This window comes from Streptomyces sp. NPDC058664, from assembly GCF_042716635.1.
Lineage (GTDB): Bacteria > Actinomycetota > Actinomycetes > Streptomycetales > Streptomycetaceae > Streptomyces.
The window spans coordinates 70895-92472 of sequence record NZ_JBHXRW010000031.1; the positions used below are offsets into that span (position 1 = coordinate 70895).

Consider the following 21578-nt stretch of genomic DNA (forward strand, 5'->3'; position numbering starts at 1 on the left):
GGGATGCGGAGGAGGGCGGCTGTCGGCCGCCCTCCGGTGCGGAGCCGCCCGGAGGCGGCTTTCCTGCAGGGGCGGCCCGTCAGACCAGGCGGATCATGGTCCAGGACAGCGGTTCGAGGGTGACGCTCAGCACGGAGCCGTCCAGCACGGCTCCCTCGCCCTGATGGGGCGTCACGCGGTCCGGCGCGTCGCGGGTGTTGCGGGCGTCCGGGTCGGCGTCGGCGAGGACGGTGTGCTCGACGATCTCTCCGAGGTCCATGCCGCCCAGTGCGACGCGCAGCGGCAGAGGGTCGCGCTGCGCGCGGTTGACGGCGAAGACGGTGACCGCGCCGGTCCGCGGGTCCCGTACCGCGGTGGCCTGCAGCAGCGGCACGTCGCCGTAGAGGGCGGTGGGGTACGTGGGCGAGTCCACGCGCACGTCGAGGACCTCACCACGGCCGTGGCGCGCGGCGTGGGCGAAGGGGTGGAAGGTGGTCTGGCGCCAGGCCGGGCCGCCGGGTTCGGTCATGATCGGGGCGATGACGTTGACGAGCTGGGCGAGGCAGGCGACCGTCACGCGGTCGGCGTGCCGCAGCAGGGCGATGATCAGGGAGCCGAAGACGACGGCGTCGGTGACGGAGTAGTTGTCCTCGAGGAGGCGGGGGGCTTCCGGCCAGTCGAGCGGCTTCTCCGCCGCCTCGGCCTCGAAGCGGCTCTGGTACCAGACGTTCCACTCGTCGAAGGAGAGGTTGATCTTCTTCTTGGACTTCAGCCGGGCGCCGACGTGGTCGCAGGTGGCGACCACGTTCTCGATGAACGACTCCATGTCCACGGCGGAGGCGAGGAAGGAGTCGCGGTCGCCGTTCTTCTCCTCGTAGTAGGCGTGCAGGGAGATGTGGTCGACAAGGTCGTACGTCTCCTCCAGGACCTTCGCCTCCCAGGCCGCGAAGGTGGGCATGGCCTGGCTCGACGAGCCGCAGGCGACGAGTTCGAGGCCCGGGTCCATCTGGCGCATGGCGCGCGCGGTCTCGGCCGCCAGCCGGCCGTACTCCTCCGCCGTCTTGTGGCCGGTCTGCCACGGCCCGTCCATCTCGTTGCCGAGGCACCAGAGGCGGATGCCGAACGGCTCCTTGTCGCCGTGGGCGATCCGCAGGTCGGAAAGGGCGGTGCCGGCGGGGTGGTTGGCGTACTCCTGCAGTTCGAGGGCCTCCGCCACACCCCGGGTGCCGAGGTTCACGGCCATCATGGGCTCGGCCTGGGGACCGACCTTCTTCAGGAAGGCCATGAACTCGCCGAGTCCGAAGCGGTTGGTCTCCGTGGAGCGCCAGGCGAGGTCGAGGCGGCGGGGCCGGTCCTCGACGGGGCCGACGGAGTCCTCCCACCGGTATCCGGAGACGAAGTTGCCGCCGGGGTAGCGGATGGCCGTGACGCCCAGCTCGCGTACGAGGTCGAGGACGTCGGTGCGCAGGCCCGCCTCGTCCGCCGTGGGGTGGTCGGGTTCGAAGATGCCGGTGTAGACGCAGCGGCCGAGGTGCTCGACGAACGAGCCGAAGAGGCGGGGGTTCACCTCGCCGACGGTGAACGCGGGGTCGAGGGTGAACCGGGCGGCGTGGTCCGGGTTCGGGGTCATGACTTCCTTTCGTGGGGCGGGGGTCCGAGAGGCCGGGGGCCGGAGGGACCGACCTCGGAGGGACCGAAGTCGGAGGAGCCGGGTTCGGAGGGGTCGGGCGGCCGGGCGCGGTCAGCGGGTGAGCGTCGGCCGGCCGTCGGCGCTCCAGGAGAGCGGAACGAGACCGAGCTTGGGAGTGCCCTGGTCCTCGGCGTCGTAGTAGTGGTGGACGAGGACGTCCCGGCCGCGATCGCGGAGCACCGACTGTCCGCCGGGTCCGAGGTACTTCCCGTGGGCGGCCAGCAGCAGGTCGCCGCCGCCCTCCGTCATCGGCCTGCCGTCGCGTCCGGTGTAGGGGCCGGTCGGCGAAGTGGAGCGGCCGACGCGGATGTTGTACGTCGAAGCGGTGCCCGCGCAGCAGCGGTCGTAGGAGACGAAGAGGTGGTAGTGGCCGTCCCGGTACACGATGTACGGGGCCTCGACCGCGTAGGGGGCGTCGGGCCGGGTGGCCAGGTGGTGGACGGGGGCCGCGGGGAGGGGGTGTCCGGTGCGGCCGTCCAGCTCCACCATGCGGATGCCGGTCCAGTAGGAACCGAAGGACATCCAGAGCCTGCCTCCGCCTTCGACGATGCCCGGGTCGATGGCGTTGTAGGGGTCCGTCGTACCGCTCGTGAAGATCTCTCCGTGGTCGGTCCATGTGCCAGGCCTGCCGCTGGGCGAGGTGGCGAGCCCGATGGCGGAGTGGTTCGAACCGAAGGAGGAGACCGCGTAGTAGAGCCAGTAGCGGCCCTTGCGGTGGACGATCTCGGGGGCCCAGGGATCGCTTTCCGCGGAGTAGGAGCGCCACCAGGCGGGGAGCGTGGTGAAGGCGGACCCCGCGCGTTCCCAGTGACGGCCGTCCCGCGAGGTGCGCGCTTCGAGGCCGCCGTGCGTGGAGTAGACCACGTAGGTTCCGTCCTTGAGCCTGATCGCCGCCGGATCGTGGACGACGACGTCCCCGGTGACGGGCAGCGGATCGGGGTAGGCGGCCGACGGAGCGGCCGACGCCGGGGGGACCAGACAGGCGAGGACCGCGGCGGTGGCGGCCAGGAGTGCCGCGGTCCGGCGACGGACGGGGCGCCCGACAGGCATGGAAAGGCTCCTTCGAGAAGACGACCGGAAGAAGTGCGTTCGAGATTACGAACGGCTTTCGTAACTTCGAATCGCGAAATTAGACGGCCCGCAACACAGCGTCAACGGATTGGGCAAAATCTCGAACGACGTTCGATACCACGAACAAAAGAAGGCGTTTCCCTGCTCCGGGTCAGCCGTCCGGGACAGCTGGAGTCCGCGCACGATGTCGGGCGCGGCCGGTGCGCCGTCCCCTTCGGGGAAGAGTTCCAGAATGTCCAAGGCCCGGCTCACGTACGGACCGGCCCGCACGGCGGACGCGGAACACGGCGCAGACTGGAGCCAGTCGTCCACATGGATGGGGTGGGGTTCATGCAGGGAGATGCCGGGCGCACCGGGCACGGCCCGTCGCCACGCTACGTCTACATATCGCCGAGCGGGCCGGGGGCTTTCGTGCCCCAGGCACCGGCGCCGCATCGCCGTCTCCTTCAGGCGAGGATCAAGATGGCGGCGGTCGCTGCCGGGAAAGCCGGTTCCGGCTTCCCGGCGGGGAGCGTCGCCAGGGCCGCGGTTCTCCGTGGCTACCTGGACAGGCGGCGGAGCTGGGTGGGAACGGTGGCCGAGCCGGGCCTCTACGTGAGAGGTGCCGCTCGGCTTCGGCATGGCGTTCTCCGGGACTACGCCGCCGAACTGGCCGTCTTCGCCGGTGTCGCGGACGGGGTGAAACTGGCCTTGATCGGCTCCCCCGACGGCCTCGGCGACACCAGCTGGGAAGCCCTGACGGACCACGGTCTCGACTACTACCTCCTCCTGTACATGAGGCGGGACGCCGACCGTGCTCGAACAGACGGCGAGGAATGGCCGGGGCCGCGCTACGAGGCCGCGGTCGACAGCATGCTGAGGCCCGGTGTGCTGCCGGCGGGCGGGGCCCGCCTCGAGTTCCTCGCCAAGCCGCTGTTCCACAGGGCCGGGGTGCTCGTCGCCACGCCGATCCACGTCACCCGCTCCACCTGACGGCGAGCCCGGGCGCCGACGGGCCGGCTCTGCTGAACGCCCACCAGGCGGTCCAGCGCCTGCTGAACCTTGCCGTTCCCATGGATGAGTTCCAGGTCGGCGCGGAGGCGCAGGCACCGACTCCGGCAGAGGCGCAGGGCATGGTCGCCGCCTCCCGAAGGCTACGGTCAGCCCTGATGACCCGTAGTGGTGTTCCGGCCTCAGGGCCGTGGAGCTTCGGTCCATGACATGGGCCATCGCCCAGTAGATCTGGGAGGCGGCGGTGTGACCGAGTCTGTGATCTGGCTGGTGCCGCATCGCGGAGGTCGACCGGGCGCTGTGAGCGAGAACCGGCGGCCAGGTCCGCTCAGCGTGGCCTGTCCGTCGCCTTCTGCTCGGCGGCGGTCAGGTCTAGGCTGGATCGCATGACTCCCGGTTGGCTTGTACGGCCCGGACCTGACGGTGACACAACCGACCTCGTCTTCCGTGAGACCGGCGGTTCGCGCGGCCACGCGGTGCTGATCGCACTCGCTTCTCTGGTACGAATGGCGATCCTGTTCGGCTGCGCGGGAACCGTGATCATGATTTTCGTGGCCTTTTTCGGTGTCGACTTCCCCGAGGCGCTCATCGTGGCCGGCCTGGTCGCGACGGCCGGTTCTCTGATCGCCGCACCGTTCGTCGTGTCCGGCGCGCTGCGTCATGTCCGTCGAGTTCGGTTCGCCCTGGCTCAGGACCCGCCCCGGTTCCGGTTGATCCGGGCGGGCAGGCCAGATCCCTGGATGCCGATCGCCGACCTCGCGCGCATCGATCTGGTCGAGAGCGTCACCGAGCCGTACGAGGGCGACCCGTTGCCGGCCACCCGAACGCTGATGGTCGTATTGGTCAGGGCCGATGACTTGGCCGAGCTGGCTTGTGGTCACCCGCGGCATACGGACGGACAGCAGTTGAAGGAGGCCCTGGACGCGCTCCTGTCGGATGTCGGGGTCCCCGTTCAGCTGCAGACACGGCGCACCCGGCGGCCCAAGCCTCCGCCGAAACCTCGTCGGTCAGGTTCGGCTCATGCAGGCGTGATCGCCAACTCCGGGTGGTCGAACGGTCCGGGATCCGGCAACGTAACTGGCTCCGGCGGCTTCTGAGGACCGCCCCCGAACCGACCGTGGGTGGCCACCGACGGTCCCCGGCGCGAGGCCGAGGTCGGTCAGCGCGGCCCCACGACCGGCGTGAGCGCCCCGGGAACCGCGCACACCAACCTTTTGAACCGCGACTTCAAGCCGGCGAAGGCTCACTGCGGGGCGAAGGTCAGCAAGCGGAGACGCCTTCCAGGTGAAGCAGTGCACCGCCCCGGTAGCTGCTCGCCACCCTGTTCACCTCCGGAATCGCACACGGCGTGCCCGGCTTGGCACAGACGCACCGGCCCGAGGGGTGTACCCGTCGGTCTCTCTGTCCGCAGGGCGCGGAATGCCCGTGCTGCGGCTGCTCCTCCGACGACGTGACGGGCAAGCGACAGCGTCATCACCGACCACGCCCGCGGCAGTCCGGAGGTCATGTGCGGGACACCCCTCAGTACCAAGGGCGGGCGTCATGCGTGGGCAGCGGACGCAGCTTCGGCCAGCGTTCGAGCAGGCGGTCGGCCAGGGCGGAGCCGAGGCGGCCGACGGCGTGCAGGTGATCGTGGTCGCGGGTCATGTCGGCGACCACGCCCAGGCGGTGGACGAGCCGCTCACGGGCGGAGACGTAGCCCCATGCGAAGTCCTCGGCGGGCACTCGGGCGAGCTGGTCGGCCGTTCCGCGGTGGGCCCGCTCGACGAGCGCGTCGCCCTGGATCAGCCAGCCTGCGCACGCGTCGGCGAGGTCACCCGGTACGTCCTTCCCGGTGAGGCCGCGCCAGGTGGTCCGGTAGACGTCCTCGACCTCCGTGAGCGGGGCCGCGGTGACCGACAGGGCGCACCAGCAGGTGGGGAAGCCGATGCGGAAGTAGGCGAGTTCGATCAGGCCGTTGCCGAGCGAGGCCCGCTCGAAGTCGACGAAGCGGACGCCGTCGGCGGTGCGCAGATCATTGCCGGGGCAGGGGTCGCCGTGCAGCAGCGCGTGGTGCGGTGTGGGGTCCAACCGCTCCAGGAGACCGGCGAGTTCATCGGGAACCGTGGACGGCACGGGCACGTCGAGCGCCCTGGCCAGGCTGAGGAAGGACTCCGCGTCGGTGGCCGTGGGCCCCGACCAGGCCGGTAGTGCGCCCGCGTCGGCGGGCCCGGTCAGGGCGTGCAGCCGGGCGAGCGACTCGGCGTATCCCGGCATCCAGTCGTCCGTCCTGCCGAGGTCGTCCACGTGCTCGAGGACCATCACCCGCGAGGACAGGTCCGTGGCGAGCACCGCGGGGGCCACGGCGGGCCCGGAGGCCCGCCCCGCCAGGCGCAGCCCGGCGACCTCCCGCGCGAAGCGCGTGTTCGCGTCGGCGCCGGTGTCCCCAGCGTCGGTGATCTGCTTGACGATCACCAGCCGCCGGTCCGCCAGCCGCACCCGCCACACCCGTGACCGCGGGCTGCTGTCCAGGAGTTCGGTCTGCTCGGGGGTGCCCACGGTGGAGAGCAGCGCCTCATCGAACGGAACACGGTTCAGCATGTCGACGAGCATAACCGTCCGTGGTTTCCCACATGCGAGCGGGAGCCCTGGCCCGGCAGCAGCTCAACCCCGACCTGGTAAGCGCCGGTTGGCGGCCCCGCTACGTCGGCTACCTCCACTCCGTCCCCCGTGCCGTCATCCGGTCACGCTCGCGGGGACTCCGTCCAGCCGTTCCGCACGGCGTGGGCGCCCAGCTGCATCCGGGTCCGGACCCCGGCCATGTCCATGAGGTGGCGCAGGCGCCGGTGCAGCGTGCGCGGTGAAAGGCCGAGCTGGGCCGCGGCCGTCAGGTCCGTGAGACCGGCCAGGAGCAGCGCGAGGATCTTGCGGTCGAGTTCGGTCGGGCCGTGCGGACCGACCTCGACGGCGGCTTCGGATTCGCCTCCCGTGCCCGACAGTTCGAGTGGCTGGGCCGTGCGCCACACCGTCTCGAACAGCGCGTCCATCGCGTCCAGAAGGCCACTGCGGTGCAGCAGTACGGCGCCGGGCTCTCCCGCCGGTGTGACCGCGAGCGGGACCAGGCCGAGATCGGCGTCGGCCAGCACGAGTTTCATCGGCACGTGGTCCGCGACACGCAGTTGTACGCCGTTGCGCAGGGAGTCGACGGCGTCGCGGACGATGCCGGGCTCGGCCAGCACCTCGCGGTCCAGTACGGCGCGGAAGAGCACCCCGCGGTCGAGGGCCATCGGCTCGGCCGTGTTCTCGTCGGGCGGCAGCGCGACGAACGGTGCGGTGATGAAGGAGCGGACCTGGGTCCTGGCCGCCTGCTGTACCTGGAGGAACCGGTGGCGGATGGCGTCGACGCCCGTGACGATCTCGATCAGGTCGGTGATGCTGCTGTCGGTCATCGCGGCCCGGTGTTCCTCGGCGAGGGTCACCAGTGCCTGCTCGGCCGTGCGCAGTCCGTCCCGGCGCTGGCCGATGAGCGCGCCGAGTGCCATGGCCGGCGGCGCGGCGGTGAACCGGGCGTCCGCCGTCCTGGTCGCCAGCCCCCACTCGACCAGGCGCGTCAGGGCCTTGTCGACGTGGGCGTGGGACAGTGCGAGCAGGTCCGAGAGAAGGACCGCGGTGGTCGTCGGTCGTCCGACCAGCGCCCTGTAGACGCGCTCCTCATCGGGTTCGAGGCCCAGAGCATCCAGCATCGGCGATCGACTCTCTTCCGCTTGCCGCAGCGGGGAGAGTATGCGCCATGGGGGCAGACCCTGGAAAGGCCCTGCTGGGAGTGGGTGCGGGAGGAAGGGCCCCGGGAAGTCGCCTTCCCGGGGCCCGGCGGTGCGGCTCATCGAAGGCCGTACGCCCGGATGATCTCGTTCTTGACGCCGAAGCCGGCGTCGGTCCCGGCGCTCGCACGGACCGAGACGAAGCCGCCGGGCTTCCTCGCCGTGGTGAACGACCCCGTCCAGGAGCCGTCCGCGCCCCTGACCAGGGGCACCTTCCGCCAGGTGGCGCCGTCGTCGTAGGACACGTCCAGCGTGACCGTGGTGACGGTGCCCGGTACGGTGCCCAGGTCCGTCGAGACCGGCTTGAGCGCGATCCGCTGGGCCGCGCCGGCCCTGACGTCTCCGTGCAGGTCCGTCTCCAGCCCGTAGTCCAGGTTCAGCGCCGAGAACGGCTCGAAGGAGTTCGAGTCGACGGTGTCGGACAGGAAGGTCCACTCGGTGTGGGTGCGGGTCGACAGCCGGAAGGCGTCGGCGGGCCGCTCGACGTCGAGGACGGCGCGGTAGGGCAGGTTGCCCGGCGGCACCTCCACCCACTGCATGTCCCCGCCGACCGGGTTGTCGTGGATCAGCCTGTCGCCCTGGAAGACCTGCAGATGGGAGGGCGTCTCGCCCCACGGCAGGTAGCCGCCGAGCCGCATGGAGTCGCTGGCGGAGGCCCACGCCTGCACGTTCCAGGTCATGAAGTTCTGCCAGCGGGAGTTGTACACCCCGAAGGACTCGCTCTGGCCGGGGCGGGTCACGGGGGCGAACCAGTCGAGCCGGGTCGTGCTGCCCTTCGCGTACGTGTTGTCGCCCGACACCATCGTCCACGGCAGCGGCCCGTCGACGCCCTGGGCGTGGAACTCCCTCCAGACCTGGCCGGGCGTCACCCACTCGGTGCGGGTGCCCGGGTGCCATTCGGTGTCGGGGAAGTTGAAGGACGGGCTGAGGGTGAAGTCGGAGCGGTAACCCTCCGCCCGCCGGCCACCGGCGGCCGCGTAGTAGCGGGCGTCGACACGGGCGAGGTCGCTCTTGGAGGGCTTGTAGACGAGGGCCCGGTCCGGCACCCGGCCGGGGTAGTCCCGGGTCAGGTCGTAGACGAACGGCGTGTACTCGGTCTGCTTCACGGTCAGCCTGGACCTGCCGCTCTTCGCCATCGCGAGGAGGGCCCTGCCCGCGTCACGGTGCACGGAGGCGACCGGGACGGCCGAGTCCCCGACGTACTCCACCAGGGCGCCGACACCGTCGTTGACCACGATCAGTGCCTTCGCGCCGGCCGCGGCCGCGGCCTCGGCGCGCTCCTGCGGCGAGACCTCGTCGCTGCGCTCGACGACGGCGACCTTGCCCTTGGCGTCGGTCTTCTCGTACGCGGCCGCCGCGCCGTCGCCGGCGTGGACGACACCGAGCCGGTCCGTGGCGGTCCCCACGGCGCTGCCCGCCTGCACCTGCGTCTCGAAGCGGAGCCGGCCGTCCGGCGTGCTCAGGCCGAGCAGCGGCTCGCCCTTGCGCCAGCGGGTGACGAGCATGAACTCGCCGTGCGCCATCGGCTCCGTCGGCGCGACGTAGACGTCGTCGTACGTCGGCGGCAGCACGTAGGCACTGCGGTAGTCCATGTACGGGTCGAAGCCCTCGTAGTGGACGTTGAAGTCGACCTTGCGCTGGCGGTCCTCGGTGAGCTGCGGCGCCTCGGTCTCCAGCAGGCGCGCCTTGCTCGCGTCCAGCACCACGTCCGCGGGGCCGTCCTTGAGCACGGTCTCCGGGTCGACCAGCACGGCCAGGCCCGAGCGGTCCGCCTTCTCCCCGGCCACGTCGAGGTATCCCGCGACGGTGTACAGGCCGGGAGGCATGCGCATGGTGGTCGATCCGTCGACGTAGACGTTCCACGGCCAGTTGTCGCCGGCCAGGTTGATGCCGACCCAGCCGGCGGCGGGCTTGCCGTCCCGGCCGACCAGCTCGATGTTCAGGTCGTAGCGCTCCTCCTCCTCGAGCAGCGCCACGGACGTGCGGGTCACCGGCTGTCCGGTGGCAGTGTCGGTGGCCGTCACGTAGCCGGTCTGCCGGCCCACCGGGGCGGCCCCCGGGTCACCGGTCACCGGGACGGCGGCGGTGCCGCCCGCGGGGACCTTCACCGTGGTGGCTCCCAGGGTGAAGGGGCCGCCCTCGGCGGTCAGCGCCAGGTCCAGCGTGACGTCGGCGGAGCCGGTGTTGGTGAAGGTCAGGTCCTTCGTGACGGCGACGTCGCCCGGCTCGTGCGGCCACGTGTGGTTGCCGAAGAAGAGCGACCCGGTGGCGCGGACCGTGGTGCGCACGGCGGCGGCCACGTCGAGACGGCCGGTGCCGACCTCGTACGGCGTGTATCCGCCGTCCAGGCCCTTCGCGGTGCTCGTCAGGTGTTCCTTGAGCTGCGCGCCGGTCCAGTCCGGGTGCTGCTGGGCGAGGATCGCCGCCGCGCCGGCCACGTGCGGGGTGGCCATGGAGGTGCCGCTGATGGTGCGGTAGAGGCCCTCGCCCCCGCCGGTCATCTCCTGCGAACGGGCCGCGGTGATGTCGACGCCGGGCGCCGCGATGTCCGGCTTCATTCCGCCGGAGTGGGCCAGGGGGCCGGTGCTGGAGAAGGACGCGAGCAGGTCCTGCTTGTCCGTGGCGGCCACGGTCAGCGCCGACGCGGCCGCGCCCGGGGCGGAGATGCTCTCGGGACCGGCGTTGCCCGCGGCTATGACGAACAGGGTGCCGTACTGCTCGGAGAGCGTGTCGACCATCTGCGACATCGGGTCGCTGCCGTCGGTGGGGTAGGAGTTGCCGAGACTCATGTTGACGACGTCGGCACCGGACTCGGCGGCCCACTGCATGCCGGCCATGACCCAGGAGTCCTGGCCGGAGCCTTCCGCGCCGCCGAGCACCTTGCCGACGTAGAGGTCGGCGTCGGGGGCGACGCCCTTGTTGTCGCCGCCGGACGCGGCACCGGAGCCGACGATCGTGCCGGCCACGTGCGTGCCGTGCCCGTTGACGTCGGTGACGCCCTCGTCCGGCACGAAGCTGGCCGTGCCGTCGATCAGACCGGCGAGGTCGGGGTGGTGGACATCGATGCCGGTGTCGAGCACCGCGACCTTGACGCCCTTGCCGGTGTGGCCGGCCTCCCACGCCTCGGGCGCGCCGACCAGCGGCACGCTCTCCTTCAGCGCGGCCTTCACGCGACCGTCGAGCCACAGCTTCGCCACGCCCGCGCCCAGCGTCGTACCGCCCTGCGGCACGACGGTGTTCCAGAAGGTGCGGGCCTGCCGCTTCTCGGTGCTGAGCGCGGCGCCGCCGATGCCCTTGAGCTTGCGGGTCAGCCTGCTGCCCCGGGGGGCCGTCGGCTCGACGGCCGCGCGGGTCTTCGACCGGGTGTACGTCGCGATCAGCGGCACCGCGGACGACTTCTTGTCGTCGTAGCCCATCTCGATCAGGTCGGTGACGTTGAACAGCCGCCGGTCCAGCGTGCCCGCGCCCAGCAGCGGCACGGCCTCGTCCGGGATGACGAACAGGTCGCCCTTGACCTGCTGGAGCCTCACGCCGCCGACGGCGCTGTCCGGCCGGTCGACGTCGGCGAGCTGCCTGCCGTCGGCCGTCGTGGTGACCGTGACCACGTCGCCGGTGACCAGGGTGACCTTGTGGGTGGCCGAGGGCTTGACGGGGACGGTGGGCTTGCTCGGAGCGGCTTGTGCGGGTGCCTGCAGGACGACGAGCCCGACCGTCAGAAGGGGCACCGCGGTGGCGGCCGCGATGAGCTGCCGGCGCCTGCGCCGGAGGGAAGCGGCATGTGAGAGGGAGTGCATGCCATGGGTCTACCGACCGGCGAACGGTGTCGTGAAGGCCTCGTGCTGGCAAGTCGTCGCCATGGCAAGCACTTGCCGGCACGTGCCGGCCGGAACCACTCGATTCCGGACGTGAGGGGTTGCGCCGCGAGGCCCTGGACCGGGGTCTTCGCCGTCGCCGAGGGGCGCCGACATGCGCCGGGTGCCGCCGGGGGTCAGATTGGAGGTATCCGCCCCAGGGGACGGTGACGTCCCGGCGGGCAGCCGGACGACATGGAGGAGCCTGTCATGACGACCCACGCGAGTGCGCCGGGCCGGCGCGACGAGACGCACACCAGCGGTTGGCTGGTGTTCGCCGCCGTCATCATGATCTTCAGCGGCATCATGACGCTGCTCGGCGGCATTTCGGCCATCGCTGAGGACGACGTCTTCCTGGCCACTCGTAACTACGTCTACGAGCTCAACCTGACCGGATGGGGCTGGATCCATCTCATCCTGGGCATCCTGATCGCGCTCGTCGGAGGAGCCCTGCTCACGGGCGCCACATGGGCCAGGGTCATCGGCGTGGTCCTTGCCGGTCTCAGCATGATCGCCAACTTCATGTGGCTCCCGTACACCCCGTGGTGGGCGCTGGTGTTCATCGCCATCGACGCCCTCGTCATCTGGGGGCTGTGCGTCGCGCCCAAGCCGGTGAGGGACTGACGCAGGGGACCGACGCCCATGGCGCACGGAACGACGACCGGGTGCCCGCCGCGGCTGGTGCTCGTCGTCGGCGTCGCCGGCTCGGACAAGTCGACGGTGGGGCGCCTCCTCGCCGATCGGCCGGGCTGGGCCTACCGGGACGCCGACGAGTTCCACTCCGCGTCCGACCGCGCCAGGACGGCCGCCGGTCACGCCCTCACGGACACCGACCGGCGGCCGTGGCTCGCGGCGATCGGGGAGTGGATGGACGATGCGATCGCCGCTGGTCAGCAGGCCGTCGTCACCTGCTCCGCGCTCAAGCGCGCGTACCGGGACACGCTCCTCGCGGGACGCCCCGAAGTACTCCTGGTGCACCTGCGCGGCTCGCGCGAGCTGTTGGGCTCGCGGTTGGCCGCGCGGCACGGCCACTTCTTCCCCGCAGAGCCGCTGGAGAGCCGGCTCGCGGACCTCCAGGAGCCGGAACCCGACGAACACCCGTTGGTGGTGGAGATCGACCGGCCGCCGGAATCCGTCGTCGCCACGGTGCTCGCGCTGATGCCCCGGGCGTCCCCCGGCCCCACGGGCGAGTCGTGGCGACTGGTCCACGGAGCACAGAGCGCGGTGGTGGTCCAGCTGGGCGGCGCCCTGCGTGACTACGCGGTGGACGGCCGACCGCTGCTCGACGGGTTCTCCCCCGGATCCGCCATCACGGGCGGGAGGGGACAACTGCTCGTCCCGTGGCCCAACCGCGTGGGTGACGGACGCTACGACTTCGGCGGCAGGAGCCTCCCACTCCCCCTGACCGAGGTCGAGAAGAGCACCGCGATCCACGGACTGCTCCGCTGGACCCTGTGGGATCCGGTCGCCCGCACCGACGACGCGGTGACGCTCGGCACGACGCTCTGTCCCCAGCCCGGATACCCGTTCCTCCTCCAGGTCCGTGTCGAGTACCGGCTGGGGTCCGAAGGGCTCGGCACCACCGTCCGCGCCACCGACACCGGTGCGGAACCCGCCCCCCACGGAGTGGGGCAGCACCCCTGTCTGACGGTCGGCACCGACCTCGTGGACAGCGCCGTGCCGACCGTCCCGGCCCGGTACGTCCTGCGGACCGACGACCGGGGGCTGCCGGTCGGCCGGGAGCCCGTCGAGACGGGCCCGTACGACTTCCGTGCCGCCCGCCCCCTCGGAGATCTGCGGCTGGACACCGCGTTCACCGGACTCGACCGCGCTCCGGACGGCCGGACGGTCGTGCGGCTCGCGCATCCCTCCGGGCTGCGGGGCGTCGAGCTGTGGCTGGGCGAGGGCTCCCGCTACGTACAGGTGCACACGGGTGACACCCTCGCCGAGCCCGAACGGCGACGGCGCGGCGTCGCCGTGGAGCCGATGTCCTGTCCGCCGGACGCCTTCCGCAGCGGCACGGACCTCACCGTCCTGGAACCGGGCACGACGCACGTGCTCCGGTGGGGCCCGAGCCCCTGGGGGCACGCGTGACACCGTCCACGGAGCCCACGGTGGCACCCGGCATGACCGCACGCGGCTTCCGGACGCTCTACGAGCGCCTGCGGCTCCGGGCCGCGGCGCGACCGACGGTGGACGGCCGGTGCGGCGCACTCCGTCATCTGACGCCTCAGCGGGTGGCGGCGGCCGTCGCGGAGGTCCGCCTGGGACGCACGGTGTCGCTGGCGGCCCCGATCGAGACCGTGCCGGGCCCCGACGACCCCGAACCCGCCGTGCACCGGATGACGGGGCCGGGCCCGGCCGATCTCGGCTCGGACGGACTGCACTTCGCCACCGACCGTTTCGCGATGAACGTGCACGGCGACGCGGACAGCCATCTCGACGCCCTCTGCCATGTGGTGTTCGACGGCGAGCTCTACGGCGGCGTGCCCGCGAGCACCGTGACGGCCGAGGGGGCCCGTGCCCTCTCCGTGGACGTGCTCGGGAACGGCATCGTCGGCCGGGGCGTGCTCCTCGACGTACCCCGGTCGCGTGGCGTGCCCTGGCTGGAACCGGGCGACCATGTGACCTCGGCCGACCTGATCGCCGCCGAGGCCGCGCAGGGGGTCCGCGTCGGACCGGGAGACCTGCTCTTCGTCAGGACGGGGCACCGGCTGCGGCGTGCCGAACTCGGCTCCTGGGACGTGGCCGGGGCGCGGGCCGGTCTTCACCCGACCGCCGTGGAGTTCCTGGCCGAGCGCGAGGTTGCGGTCCTCGGTGGGGACGGCAACAACGACACCGCGCCCAGCGCGGTCGCGGACGTCGCCTTTCCCGTACACGTCCTGGCCATCCAGGCCCTGGGCGTGCACCTCATGGACTACCTGCGGTTCGAGGACCTCGTGCCGGTCTGTGCGGCGGCGGGGCGCTGGAGCTTCCTGTGCGTGGTCGCCCCCCTGCGGCTGTCCGGCGGCACGGGTTCGCCGGTCAATCCGATCGCCGTGCTGTGACGGGCGCCCGTGACCGCCACTCCGGTCGCCGACGGCGGGGAGGACGGATACGTTCGGTTCGCAGGAGGGCGGGGCCGCTGGATCCCGGCCCAGCGGGACGCCAGGTGCCTGACATCAGGTCGGGGCCGTGATCCCAAGGACGGTGGCCGCCATGGGCGACGCCCCTCACTACGACGTCGTCGTCATCGGCACCGGCGCCGGCGGAGGCACCCTCGCCCATCGGCTCGCCCCTTCGGGCAAGCGCGTCCTCCTCGTGGAACGCGGCGGCCACCTGCCGCGCGAGCGGGACAACTGGGACTCGACGGCCGTGTTCGTCAAGGCCACGTACCGGGCCCCGGAGTTCTGGCTGGACAAGGACGGCACCGAGTTCCCGCCCGAGGTCAACTACTACGTCGGCGGAAACACCAAGTTCTACGGCGCCGCCCTCTTCCGGCTGCGCCCCGAGGACTTCGGCGAGATCCGTCACCACGGCGGACCCTCGCCCGCCTGGCCGATCCGGTACGAGGATCTGGAGCCGTACTACACGCAGGCCGAGCACCTCTACCGCGTCCACGGGCGGCACGGCGAGGATCCCGGCGAGGGGCCGGTGAGTGCGCAGTACGCCCATCCGCCGGTGGAGCACGAGCCGCGCATCCAGCGGTTGAGCGACGACTTGGAGAAGCGCGGCCTGCACCCGTTCCACCTGCCGATCGGCGTCGACCTCACCCAGGAGGACGGCGGGCGGGCCGCCCACTCCAGTGTCTGCATCCGGTGTGACCGGGTCGACGGCTTCCCGTGTCTGGTGCGCGCCAAGTCCGACGCCGAGGTGATCTGCGTCGAGCCGGCTCTGGAGCATGCCAACGTCGAGATGGTCACGCACACCCAGGTGGTCCGGCTGGAGACCGACGCCCGGGGCCGCCGTGTCAGCGCGGTCGTCGGCCGGCTGGCGGACGGTTCGGAGGTCCGGTACACGGCGGACGTGGTCGTCGTCTCCTGCGGGGCGGTCAACTCCGCCGCCCTGCTGCTGGCCTCGGCGAACGAGCACCATCCCCGTGGTCTCGCGAACAGCTCCGACGTCGTCGGCCGCTTCTACATGCGGCACAACAACCTGGCCCTGATGGCGGTGTCGAAGGAACCCAACGACACCAGGTTCCAGAAGACCCTCGCCCTCCACGACTGGTACTTCGGCGCGGACGACTGGGACTTCCCGCTGGGCGGCATCCAGATGCTGGGCAAGTCGGACGCCGAACAGATCCACGGCGAGGCCCCGCGGTGGGCCGGCGCGGTGGCACCGGACATGCCGTTCGAGGTGATGGCGCATCACGCCGTCGACTTCTGGCTGTGCGGTGAGGACCTGCCCCGGGCGGAGAACCGGGTCACCCTCGACGGTGACGCCCGCATCCGGCTCGCTCTCGACGAGAACAACAACGTGGAGGGCCTGAAGCGCCTGCGGCACAAGCTGCAGGGCATGCTCGGCCACCTGAGCATGCACGAGCACCATCTGCTGTCCCGCAGCATCTACCTCCACAAGGGCATGCCGATCGGCGCGACGGCGCACCAGGCGGGCACGGTGCGCTTCGGCACCGATCCGGCCGACTCCGCGCTGGACGTGAACTGCAAGGCCCACGACCTCGACAACCTGTACGTCGTCGACACGAGCTTCTTCCCGAGCATCGGCGCGGTCAACCCGTCATTGACGGCCATCGCCAACGCCCTGCGGGTCGGCGACCACCTCCTGACCCGCCTCGGCTGAGACGGCCGTCCGCTGGGCCGTCCGGACGAACCCGCTCGACCCGATGGCCCAGTGGCGACGCACGGGAGATGCCGGCCGCCGGGTCCGGTGGTTGCGTGACCGTGCCCGGCCGCACTGACGCCGGGCGGGGCGCAGCCGCGCGCGGCTGGGGAGGCAGGACGGCATGGGTTCCACCAGGGAAGCACCGCGGGACGTGATCCCGGCGCGTCTGCTGCACGGCCAGAAGGCTCTGGTCACCGGTGCCAACTCCGGCATCGGCAAGGCCACGGCCATCGGTCTGGGGCGGGCAGGCGCCGACGTGGTCGTGAACTACGTGGCGGATCGCGAGGCCGCCGAGGAGGTGATCGCGGAGATCACCTCGTTCGGGGTGCGCGCCGCGGCGTACGAGGCCGACGTGTCCCAGGAGGACCAGGTCGTCGCCATGGTGGACCGGATGGTCGAGGAGTTCGGGACCGTCGACGTCCTCGTGGCCAACGCGGGGCTGCAGCGGGACGCCCGGTTCACGGAGATGACGCTCGCTCAGTGGCAGAAGGTCCTCGACGTCAACCTCACCGGTCAGTTCCTGTGCGCGCGGGAGGCGACCAAGGAGTTCCGGCGCCGTGGAGTGGTCCCCGAGGTGTCCCGCTCCGCCGGGAAGATCATCTGCATGAGTTCGGTGCACCAGCTCATCCCCTGGGCGGGCCACGTGAACTACGCCTCCTCCAAGGGCGGTGTGCAGATGATGATGCAGACCCTGGCCCAGGAGCTCGCGCCGGAGAGGATCCGGGTGAACGCGGTCGCCCCGGGGGCGATCAAGACGCCGATCAACCGCGCGGCCTGGGAGACGGCCGAAGCGCGGGAGGACCTGCTGAGGCTGATCCCGTACGACCGGATCGGGGAACCCGAGGACATCGCCCACGCCGTGGTCGCCCTCGCCTCCGACCTCATGGACTACGTGGTGGGCACCACCCTGTACGTCGACGGCGGCATGACCCTCTTCCCGGGCTTCGCCACCGGCGGCTGACCCTCCCCCGGTCTTTCACCCCCACGAACGGCGAAGGCGCGTATGCCCACCTCGCTCCACCTGCTGGCGGACGCCCCGTCCCAACTCCTGCCGGCGCGGGAACTCATGGCCTTCACGCTGGCCTCCCACATCATCCTGGTGCCCCTCGGCGTGGCCTTCCCCTTCATCACCCTGGTCATGCACTACCGCGGGCTGCGCCGCAAGGACGCCGCGGCACTGCTCCTGGCGCGCCGCTGGTCGGCCGTCATGGCGGTGCAGTTCGCCCTCGGCATCGTCACCGGCACGGTGCTGTCGTTCGAGTTCGGTCTGCTCTGGCCCGGCCTGATGGGGCGCTGGGGTGACGTCTTCGGCATCGGCTTCGGCGTCGAGGCCTGGGCCTTCTTCCTGGAAGCCGTACTCATCGCGATCTACCTGTACGGATGGCGGCGCCTGAAGCCCAGGACACATTTCCTGCTCGGGCTGCCGCTGCCGTTCGCCGCGCTGCTCGGAGCGTTCGGCATCCTGGCCGCCAACTCCTGGATGAACACGCCCCAGGGCTTCTCCCTCGACTCCGAGGGCGACCCGGTCGACGTGGACGTCCGGAAGGCGATCTTCACCCCGATGTTCGGCCCGCAGTACTGGCACTTCGTCGTGGCGATGATCATCACCGCGGGCTTCATGGTGGCCGGTGTCTACGCCGTGGGCCGGCTGCGCGGCCGCCGGGACCACTACCACCGGCTCGGCTTCACCGTTCCGTTCACCATCGCCGCCGTCGCCACACCGGTGCAGTTCGTCCTCGGCGATTCCATCGCCCGGTCGGTGTTCCACGAGCAACCGGTGAAGTTCGCCGCGATGGAGATCGTCTGGAAGACCGACACCCGTGTGCCGGAGTACCTCTTCGGGCGCCTCAACGAGGACGGCACCGTCTCGGGCGGGATCAAGATCCCGCTGCTCGACTCGGTCCTGGCCGGATTCAGCCCGGACACCGAGGTCGTGGGGCTGACCTCCGTCCCCGCGGACCAGCGCCCCACCGCCCTGCAGGCGACCATCGCCCACTGGGCCTTCGACATCATGGTCCTGATCGGCTCCGCCCTGGTGCTGCTCGCCCTCTGGTACGGGCTCGTGTGGCTGCGGCACCGCCGGCTGCCGGCCTCGCGGTGGTTCTACCGGTCGGCGGCCTGCGCCGGCGTCGCCTCCGTCGTGGCCGTCGAGTGCGGCTGGATCGCCACCGAGGTGGGACGTCAGCCGTGGATCGTCTACCAGAACATGCGGGTCGCCGAGGCCGTGACGTCGACCCGCTCCACCACCCTGTGGATCATGCTCGCCGTGGTGATCGTGGTGTACGTGTTCCTCTTCGGGTCGTTCCTCGCCATCCTGCTGAAGATGCGCACGCGGTGGAGGCTCGCCGACGAACAGCGGGCCACGACCGGTACGGGCCACACACCGGAGGACGACATCCCCTACGGGCCGCGGGCTCCCCTGCCCGCGGGTGACGTCCCGTCCTCGGGCGGTCCCGGAGGAGACCGACCGTGACCGCCGACCTCATCGCCGTGGTGCTGCTCCTCGCCGTCACCGCGTACGCCTGCGCGGGCGGCACGGACTACGGAGCCGGCTTCTGGGACCTGACGGCCGGAGGGACGGAACGCGGACGCCGCCCCCGATGGCTCATCGACCACGCCATGGCACCCGTGTGGGAGGTGAACAACGTCTGGCTGATCTTCGTTCTCGTCATCATGTGGACCGGCTTCCCCGTCCTGTTCCAGACCGTGTTCTCCGCCCTGTGGCTCCCGCTGGCGCTGGCCGTCATCGGCATGGTCCTGCGCGGCGCCGGCTTCGCGTTCCGCAAACCCTCCCGGCGGCCGGCGGAACGGCGGCTGTACGGGGCCGTGTTCGCCGTGGCCTCGGTCGTCACCCCGTTCTTCCTCGGTGCCGCCGTCGGCGGGGTCGCGTCGGGGCGGGTGACGCCCGGCACCGAGGCGTCGGCGGACGCCTGGGCCAACCCCACCTCGCTCGTGTTCGGGCTGGTCGCCATCGCCACCACGGCCTTCCTCGGCGCCGTGTTCCTGACCGGGGACGCCCGCCGGTTCGACGCGCCGGACCTGGTCGGCCACTTCAGGCGGCGGGCACTGGGCAGCCTCGCCGTGCTCACCGTCCTGGCAGTGGTCACCGGGTTCGTCACCCACGAGGACTCCCCCTACATCTGGCACGGACTCACCCACGGGCTCGGACTGCTCTTCGCCCTCGTGGCCGGAGCGGCCGCTCTCGCGACCGCCTGGCTGCTCCTGCGGACACCGGGGGCGTGGACGCGCGTCACCGCGGTCACGGTCGTCGCGTCCGCCCTCATCGCCTGGGGCATGGCCCAGCGCCCCTACCTGCTCCCCACCTCGCTCAGCGTGACCGACGCCGCGGGCGCGCCCGCCACGCTGACGTGGCTGGCGATCGTCACCCTGGTGGCCCTGGTACTGGTCGTGCCCGCCGTCGTCCTCCTCTACTGGCTCGACACCCACGGCGAGCTGGAGGAGCTGACCGACTCCGAACTGCGCGGAGGTGACGGCCCGGCAGGTGACGGCGCGGCACCCGGGAGCTGACCGCCTGCTCGTACCCGTCCTGGACATCCACCCCGCGCCCGGGCTCCGAGGAAGGAAGCCGCTGTGACCGACGACGAGATCCTTCTCGGCCTCGCCCTGACGGTGGTGCTCGCCACCGGCTCGCAGATCCTGGCGAGCAAGATCCGCGTACCGGCCCTGATCATCCTGCTTCCCGTCGGGTTCGCCGCCGGTGCGATGACGGACGTCATCCACCCGGACAAGCTGCTGGGGCCGGACTTCTCGGCCCTGGTGTCGCTGTCCGTCGCGGTGATCCTCTACGACGCCGGTCTGGGACTCGACCTGCGCAAACTCGCCGGCCACACCCGGGGGATCGTGGGCAGGCTGCTCGCGTACGGCCTGGTGCTGACGTTCCTCGTCGTCGGGACGGTGGCACCGGCGATGTTCGACATGCCCCTGCGCGTGGCCGCGATGCTCGGCATGATCCTCGTCGTCTCCGGGCCCACGGTCGTGGGGCCGATCCTCGACTTCGTGCGGCCGAGCGACAAGGTGCGGCGGATCCTCATCTGGGAGGGAACGCTGACCGACCCGATCGGCGCCATCCTCGGCGCGCTCACCTTCCACGCGGTGGCCTCCTCGCACCAGATCGACATCGGCCGGGGCTACCAGATCGGCCAGTTCGCCCTCAGCCTCGCCTTCGGCCTGGTCGGCGGGGCCGTGGCAACAGCGCTGCTGTGGTTCACCCTGCGCACCCTGCGACTCGGCGAGACCCTCGGCACCCTGGCACAGCTCGCCATCGTGATCGGCGTATCGGCGGGCTGCGACATCGTGCGCGACGACACCGGGCTCATCGCCGCGATCGTGGCGGGCCTGGCCGTCTCCAACATCCGCGGCTTCGACATGCCCGCGCGCCGGCCGTTCCTGGAGACCCTGGTCCAGCTGATCATCGGACTGCTGTTCATCTCCATCTCCTCCACCGTCACCCCGGCGTCCCTGGTACCGGTGCTCCTCCCCGCGCTCGGCCTGATCGCGATCCTCGTCCTGGTGGTCCGACCGGTCGTGGCCTTCGCCGCCGCGGCGCGCACGGACCTCTCACGCGGGGAACGCGCCTTCGTCGGCTGGATGGACCCACGCGGCATCGTCGCGGCGGCGACGGCCTCGGCCTTCTCGGCCGGCCTGGTCGAGCGGGGGGTGACCGGGGCGGCGAAGATCCTCCCCGTCACCTTCCTGGTGATCGTGGGAACCGTCCTGCTGTACGCGCTGACGGCGGCGCCCGTGGCCAGACGACTGGGCGTCGTCAAGGCGGAGGGCACCCGGGTCCTCCTGGTCGGGGGCGAGCCGTGGGTGGTCGACCTGGGACGGGCCCTGCGGTCCGCCGGCCTCGACGTGCTGATGTGGGCGGGAGGCGACGAGGAGCGGGAGGAGATCGGGCGGACGGGCCTCGAGCTGGCCCAGGGCGATCTACTGGCCACGGCGATCAACCCGGGGGCCCGCCTGGAGGGCGTGACGGCCGTATTCCTGGCCACCGACGACGACGACTTCAACGCGCTCGCCTCGATCGTGATGGAGGACAACGTCGAGGGTCCGGTCTACCGGGTGGGACCACCGCACGACAGCCGCGGCGTGGTCGCTCCGTACACCGGCGGCGACATCCTCTTCGGCCGGTCCCTCGTCCGTCACGTCCTGGCGGACCGCCACGAGCGGGGGGCCCGGTTCCTGGTCCGGCCGGCCGGTGCCCCCCTGCCGCCGGAGCACGACACCCTCTTCGTGGTGCGGGCAGACCACCGGCTGGACCCCGTCACGGAACGGCGCAGGATCGTGCCCGAGGACGGCGACACCGTCGTCCTCCTCGGGCCCGTCCCACGCTGAGGACGGGCGCGGCGGCTCCGC

15 protein-coding genes and 1 pseudogene are annotated in these 21578 nt (G+C 71.5%); 10 read left to right on the forward strand and 6 right to left on the reverse strand.

Annotated features, from left to right (window positions below):
• Positions 1-79: 79 nt before the first annotated feature.
• The 3 genes and pseudogenes from ACFWUY_RS24550 to ACFWUY_RS24560 form a co-directional block, all read right to left on the reverse strand.
• Positions 80-1609 carry an alpha-N-arabinofuranosidase gene (locus ACFWUY_RS24550; protein WP_384112882.1) on the reverse strand — a complete coding sequence of 510 codons (1530 nt, stop codon included), beginning with the start codon at positions 1607-1609 and terminating at the stop codon, positions 80-82.
• 111 nt (positions 1610-1720) lie between these two features.
• A complete protein-coding gene (locus tag ACFWUY_RS24555; protein ID WP_384112885.1) occupies positions 1721-2719 on the reverse strand; it encodes an arabinan endo-1,5-alpha-L-arabinosidase in 999 nt (332 codons plus the stop codon).
• A 177-nt stretch (positions 2720-2896) separates the two neighbouring features.
• Positions 2897-3010 (reverse strand): annotated as a pseudogene (locus tag ACFWUY_RS24560) (IclR family transcriptional regulator); the annotation flags it as partial.
• Between the two features lie 60 nt (positions 3011-3070).
• Here ACFWUY_RS24560 and ACFWUY_RS24565 point away from each other — a divergent pair.
• Both ACFWUY_RS24565 and ACFWUY_RS24570 read left to right on the forward strand, forming a co-directional pair.
• Positions 3071-3712, forward strand: coding sequence for a DUF7019 family protein (locus ACFWUY_RS24565; RefSeq protein ID WP_384112888.1), 642 nt, complete (start codon positions 3071-3073; stop codon positions 3710-3712).
• A gap of 524 nt (positions 3713-4236) precedes the next feature.
• Positions 4237-4827 carry a hypothetical protein gene (locus ACFWUY_RS24570; RefSeq protein WP_384112891.1) on the forward strand — a complete coding sequence of 197 codons (591 nt, stop codon included), beginning with the start codon at positions 4237-4239 and terminating at the stop codon, positions 4825-4827.
• Positions 4828-5251: 424 nt separating this feature from the next.
• On the opposite strand, the gene ACFWUY_RS24575 is transcribed toward ACFWUY_RS24570, so the two are convergent.
• The 3 genes from ACFWUY_RS24575 to ACFWUY_RS24585 form a co-directional block, all read right to left on the reverse strand.
• Positions 5252-6310 carry a phosphotransferase gene (locus ACFWUY_RS24575; RefSeq protein WP_384112894.1) on the reverse strand — a complete coding sequence of 353 codons (1059 nt, stop codon included), beginning with the start codon at positions 6308-6310 and terminating at the stop codon, positions 5252-5254.
• Positions 6311-6453: 143 nt separating this feature from the next.
• Positions 6454-7452: a transcriptional regulator TrmB gene (locus ACFWUY_RS24580; protein ID WP_384112897.1), complete on the reverse strand. Its 999-nt coding sequence runs from the start codon at positions 7450-7452 to the stop codon at positions 6454-6456.
• Between the two features lie 137 nt (positions 7453-7589).
• Positions 7590-11324 carry a S8 family serine peptidase gene (locus ACFWUY_RS24585; RefSeq protein WP_384112900.1) on the reverse strand — a complete coding sequence of 1245 codons (3735 nt, stop codon included), beginning with the start codon at positions 11322-11324 and terminating at the stop codon, positions 7590-7592.
• A gap of 267 nt (positions 11325-11591) precedes the next feature.
• Between ACFWUY_RS24585 and ACFWUY_RS24590 the strand changes: the two genes are divergently transcribed.
• The 8 genes from ACFWUY_RS24590 to ACFWUY_RS24625 all read left to right on the forward strand — a co-directional run bounded on the left by ACFWUY_RS24590 (position 11592) and on the right by ACFWUY_RS24625 (position 21557).
• Positions 11592-12005, forward strand: a complete 414-nt coding sequence (locus ACFWUY_RS24590; RefSeq protein WP_384112903.1) for a hypothetical protein — start codon at positions 11592-11594, stop codon at positions 12003-12005.
• Positions 12006-12023: 18 nt separating this feature from the next.
• Positions 12024-13475 (forward strand): gluconokinase, GntK/IdnK-type, encoded by a 1452-nt coding sequence (locus ACFWUY_RS24595; protein WP_384112909.1) that lies wholly within the window; start codon positions 12024-12026, stop codon positions 13473-13475.
• Positions 13476-13507: 32 nt separating this feature from the next.
• Positions 13508-14428: a cyclase family protein gene (locus ACFWUY_RS24600; protein WP_384112914.1), complete on the forward strand. Its 921-nt coding sequence runs from the start codon at positions 13508-13510 to the stop codon at positions 14426-14428.
• A 151-nt stretch (positions 14429-14579) separates the two neighbouring features.
• Positions 14580-16160 carry a GMC oxidoreductase gene (locus tag ACFWUY_RS24605; protein ID WP_384112920.1) on the forward strand — a complete coding sequence of 527 codons (1581 nt, stop codon included), beginning with the start codon at positions 14580-14582 and terminating at the stop codon, positions 16158-16160.
• 163 nt (positions 16161-16323) lie between these two features.
• A complete protein-coding gene (locus ACFWUY_RS24610; protein WP_384112923.1) occupies positions 16324-17163 on the forward strand; it encodes an SDR family oxidoreductase in 840 nt (279 codons plus the stop codon).
• Positions 17164-17205: 42 nt separating this feature from the next.
• Complete coding sequence (locus ACFWUY_RS24615; protein WP_384112926.1) at positions 17206-18675, forward strand: cytochrome ubiquinol oxidase subunit I; 1470 nt, start codon at positions 17206-17208, stop codon at positions 18673-18675.
• Positions 18672-19730 carry a cytochrome d ubiquinol oxidase subunit II gene (locus tag ACFWUY_RS24620; protein WP_384112929.1) on the forward strand — a complete coding sequence of 353 codons (1059 nt, stop codon included), beginning with the start codon at positions 18672-18674 and terminating at the stop codon, positions 19728-19730. The genes ACFWUY_RS24615 and ACFWUY_RS24620 overlap by 4 nt, the downstream gene beginning before the upstream one ends.
• A 63-nt stretch (positions 19731-19793) precedes the next feature.
• The gene (locus tag ACFWUY_RS24625; RefSeq protein WP_384112932.1) at positions 19794-21557 is read left to right on the forward strand and encodes a cation:proton antiporter; all 1764 of its coding nucleotides are present in this window, start codon (positions 19794-19796) and stop codon (positions 21555-21557) included.
• Positions 21558-21578: the final 21 nt, after the last annotated feature.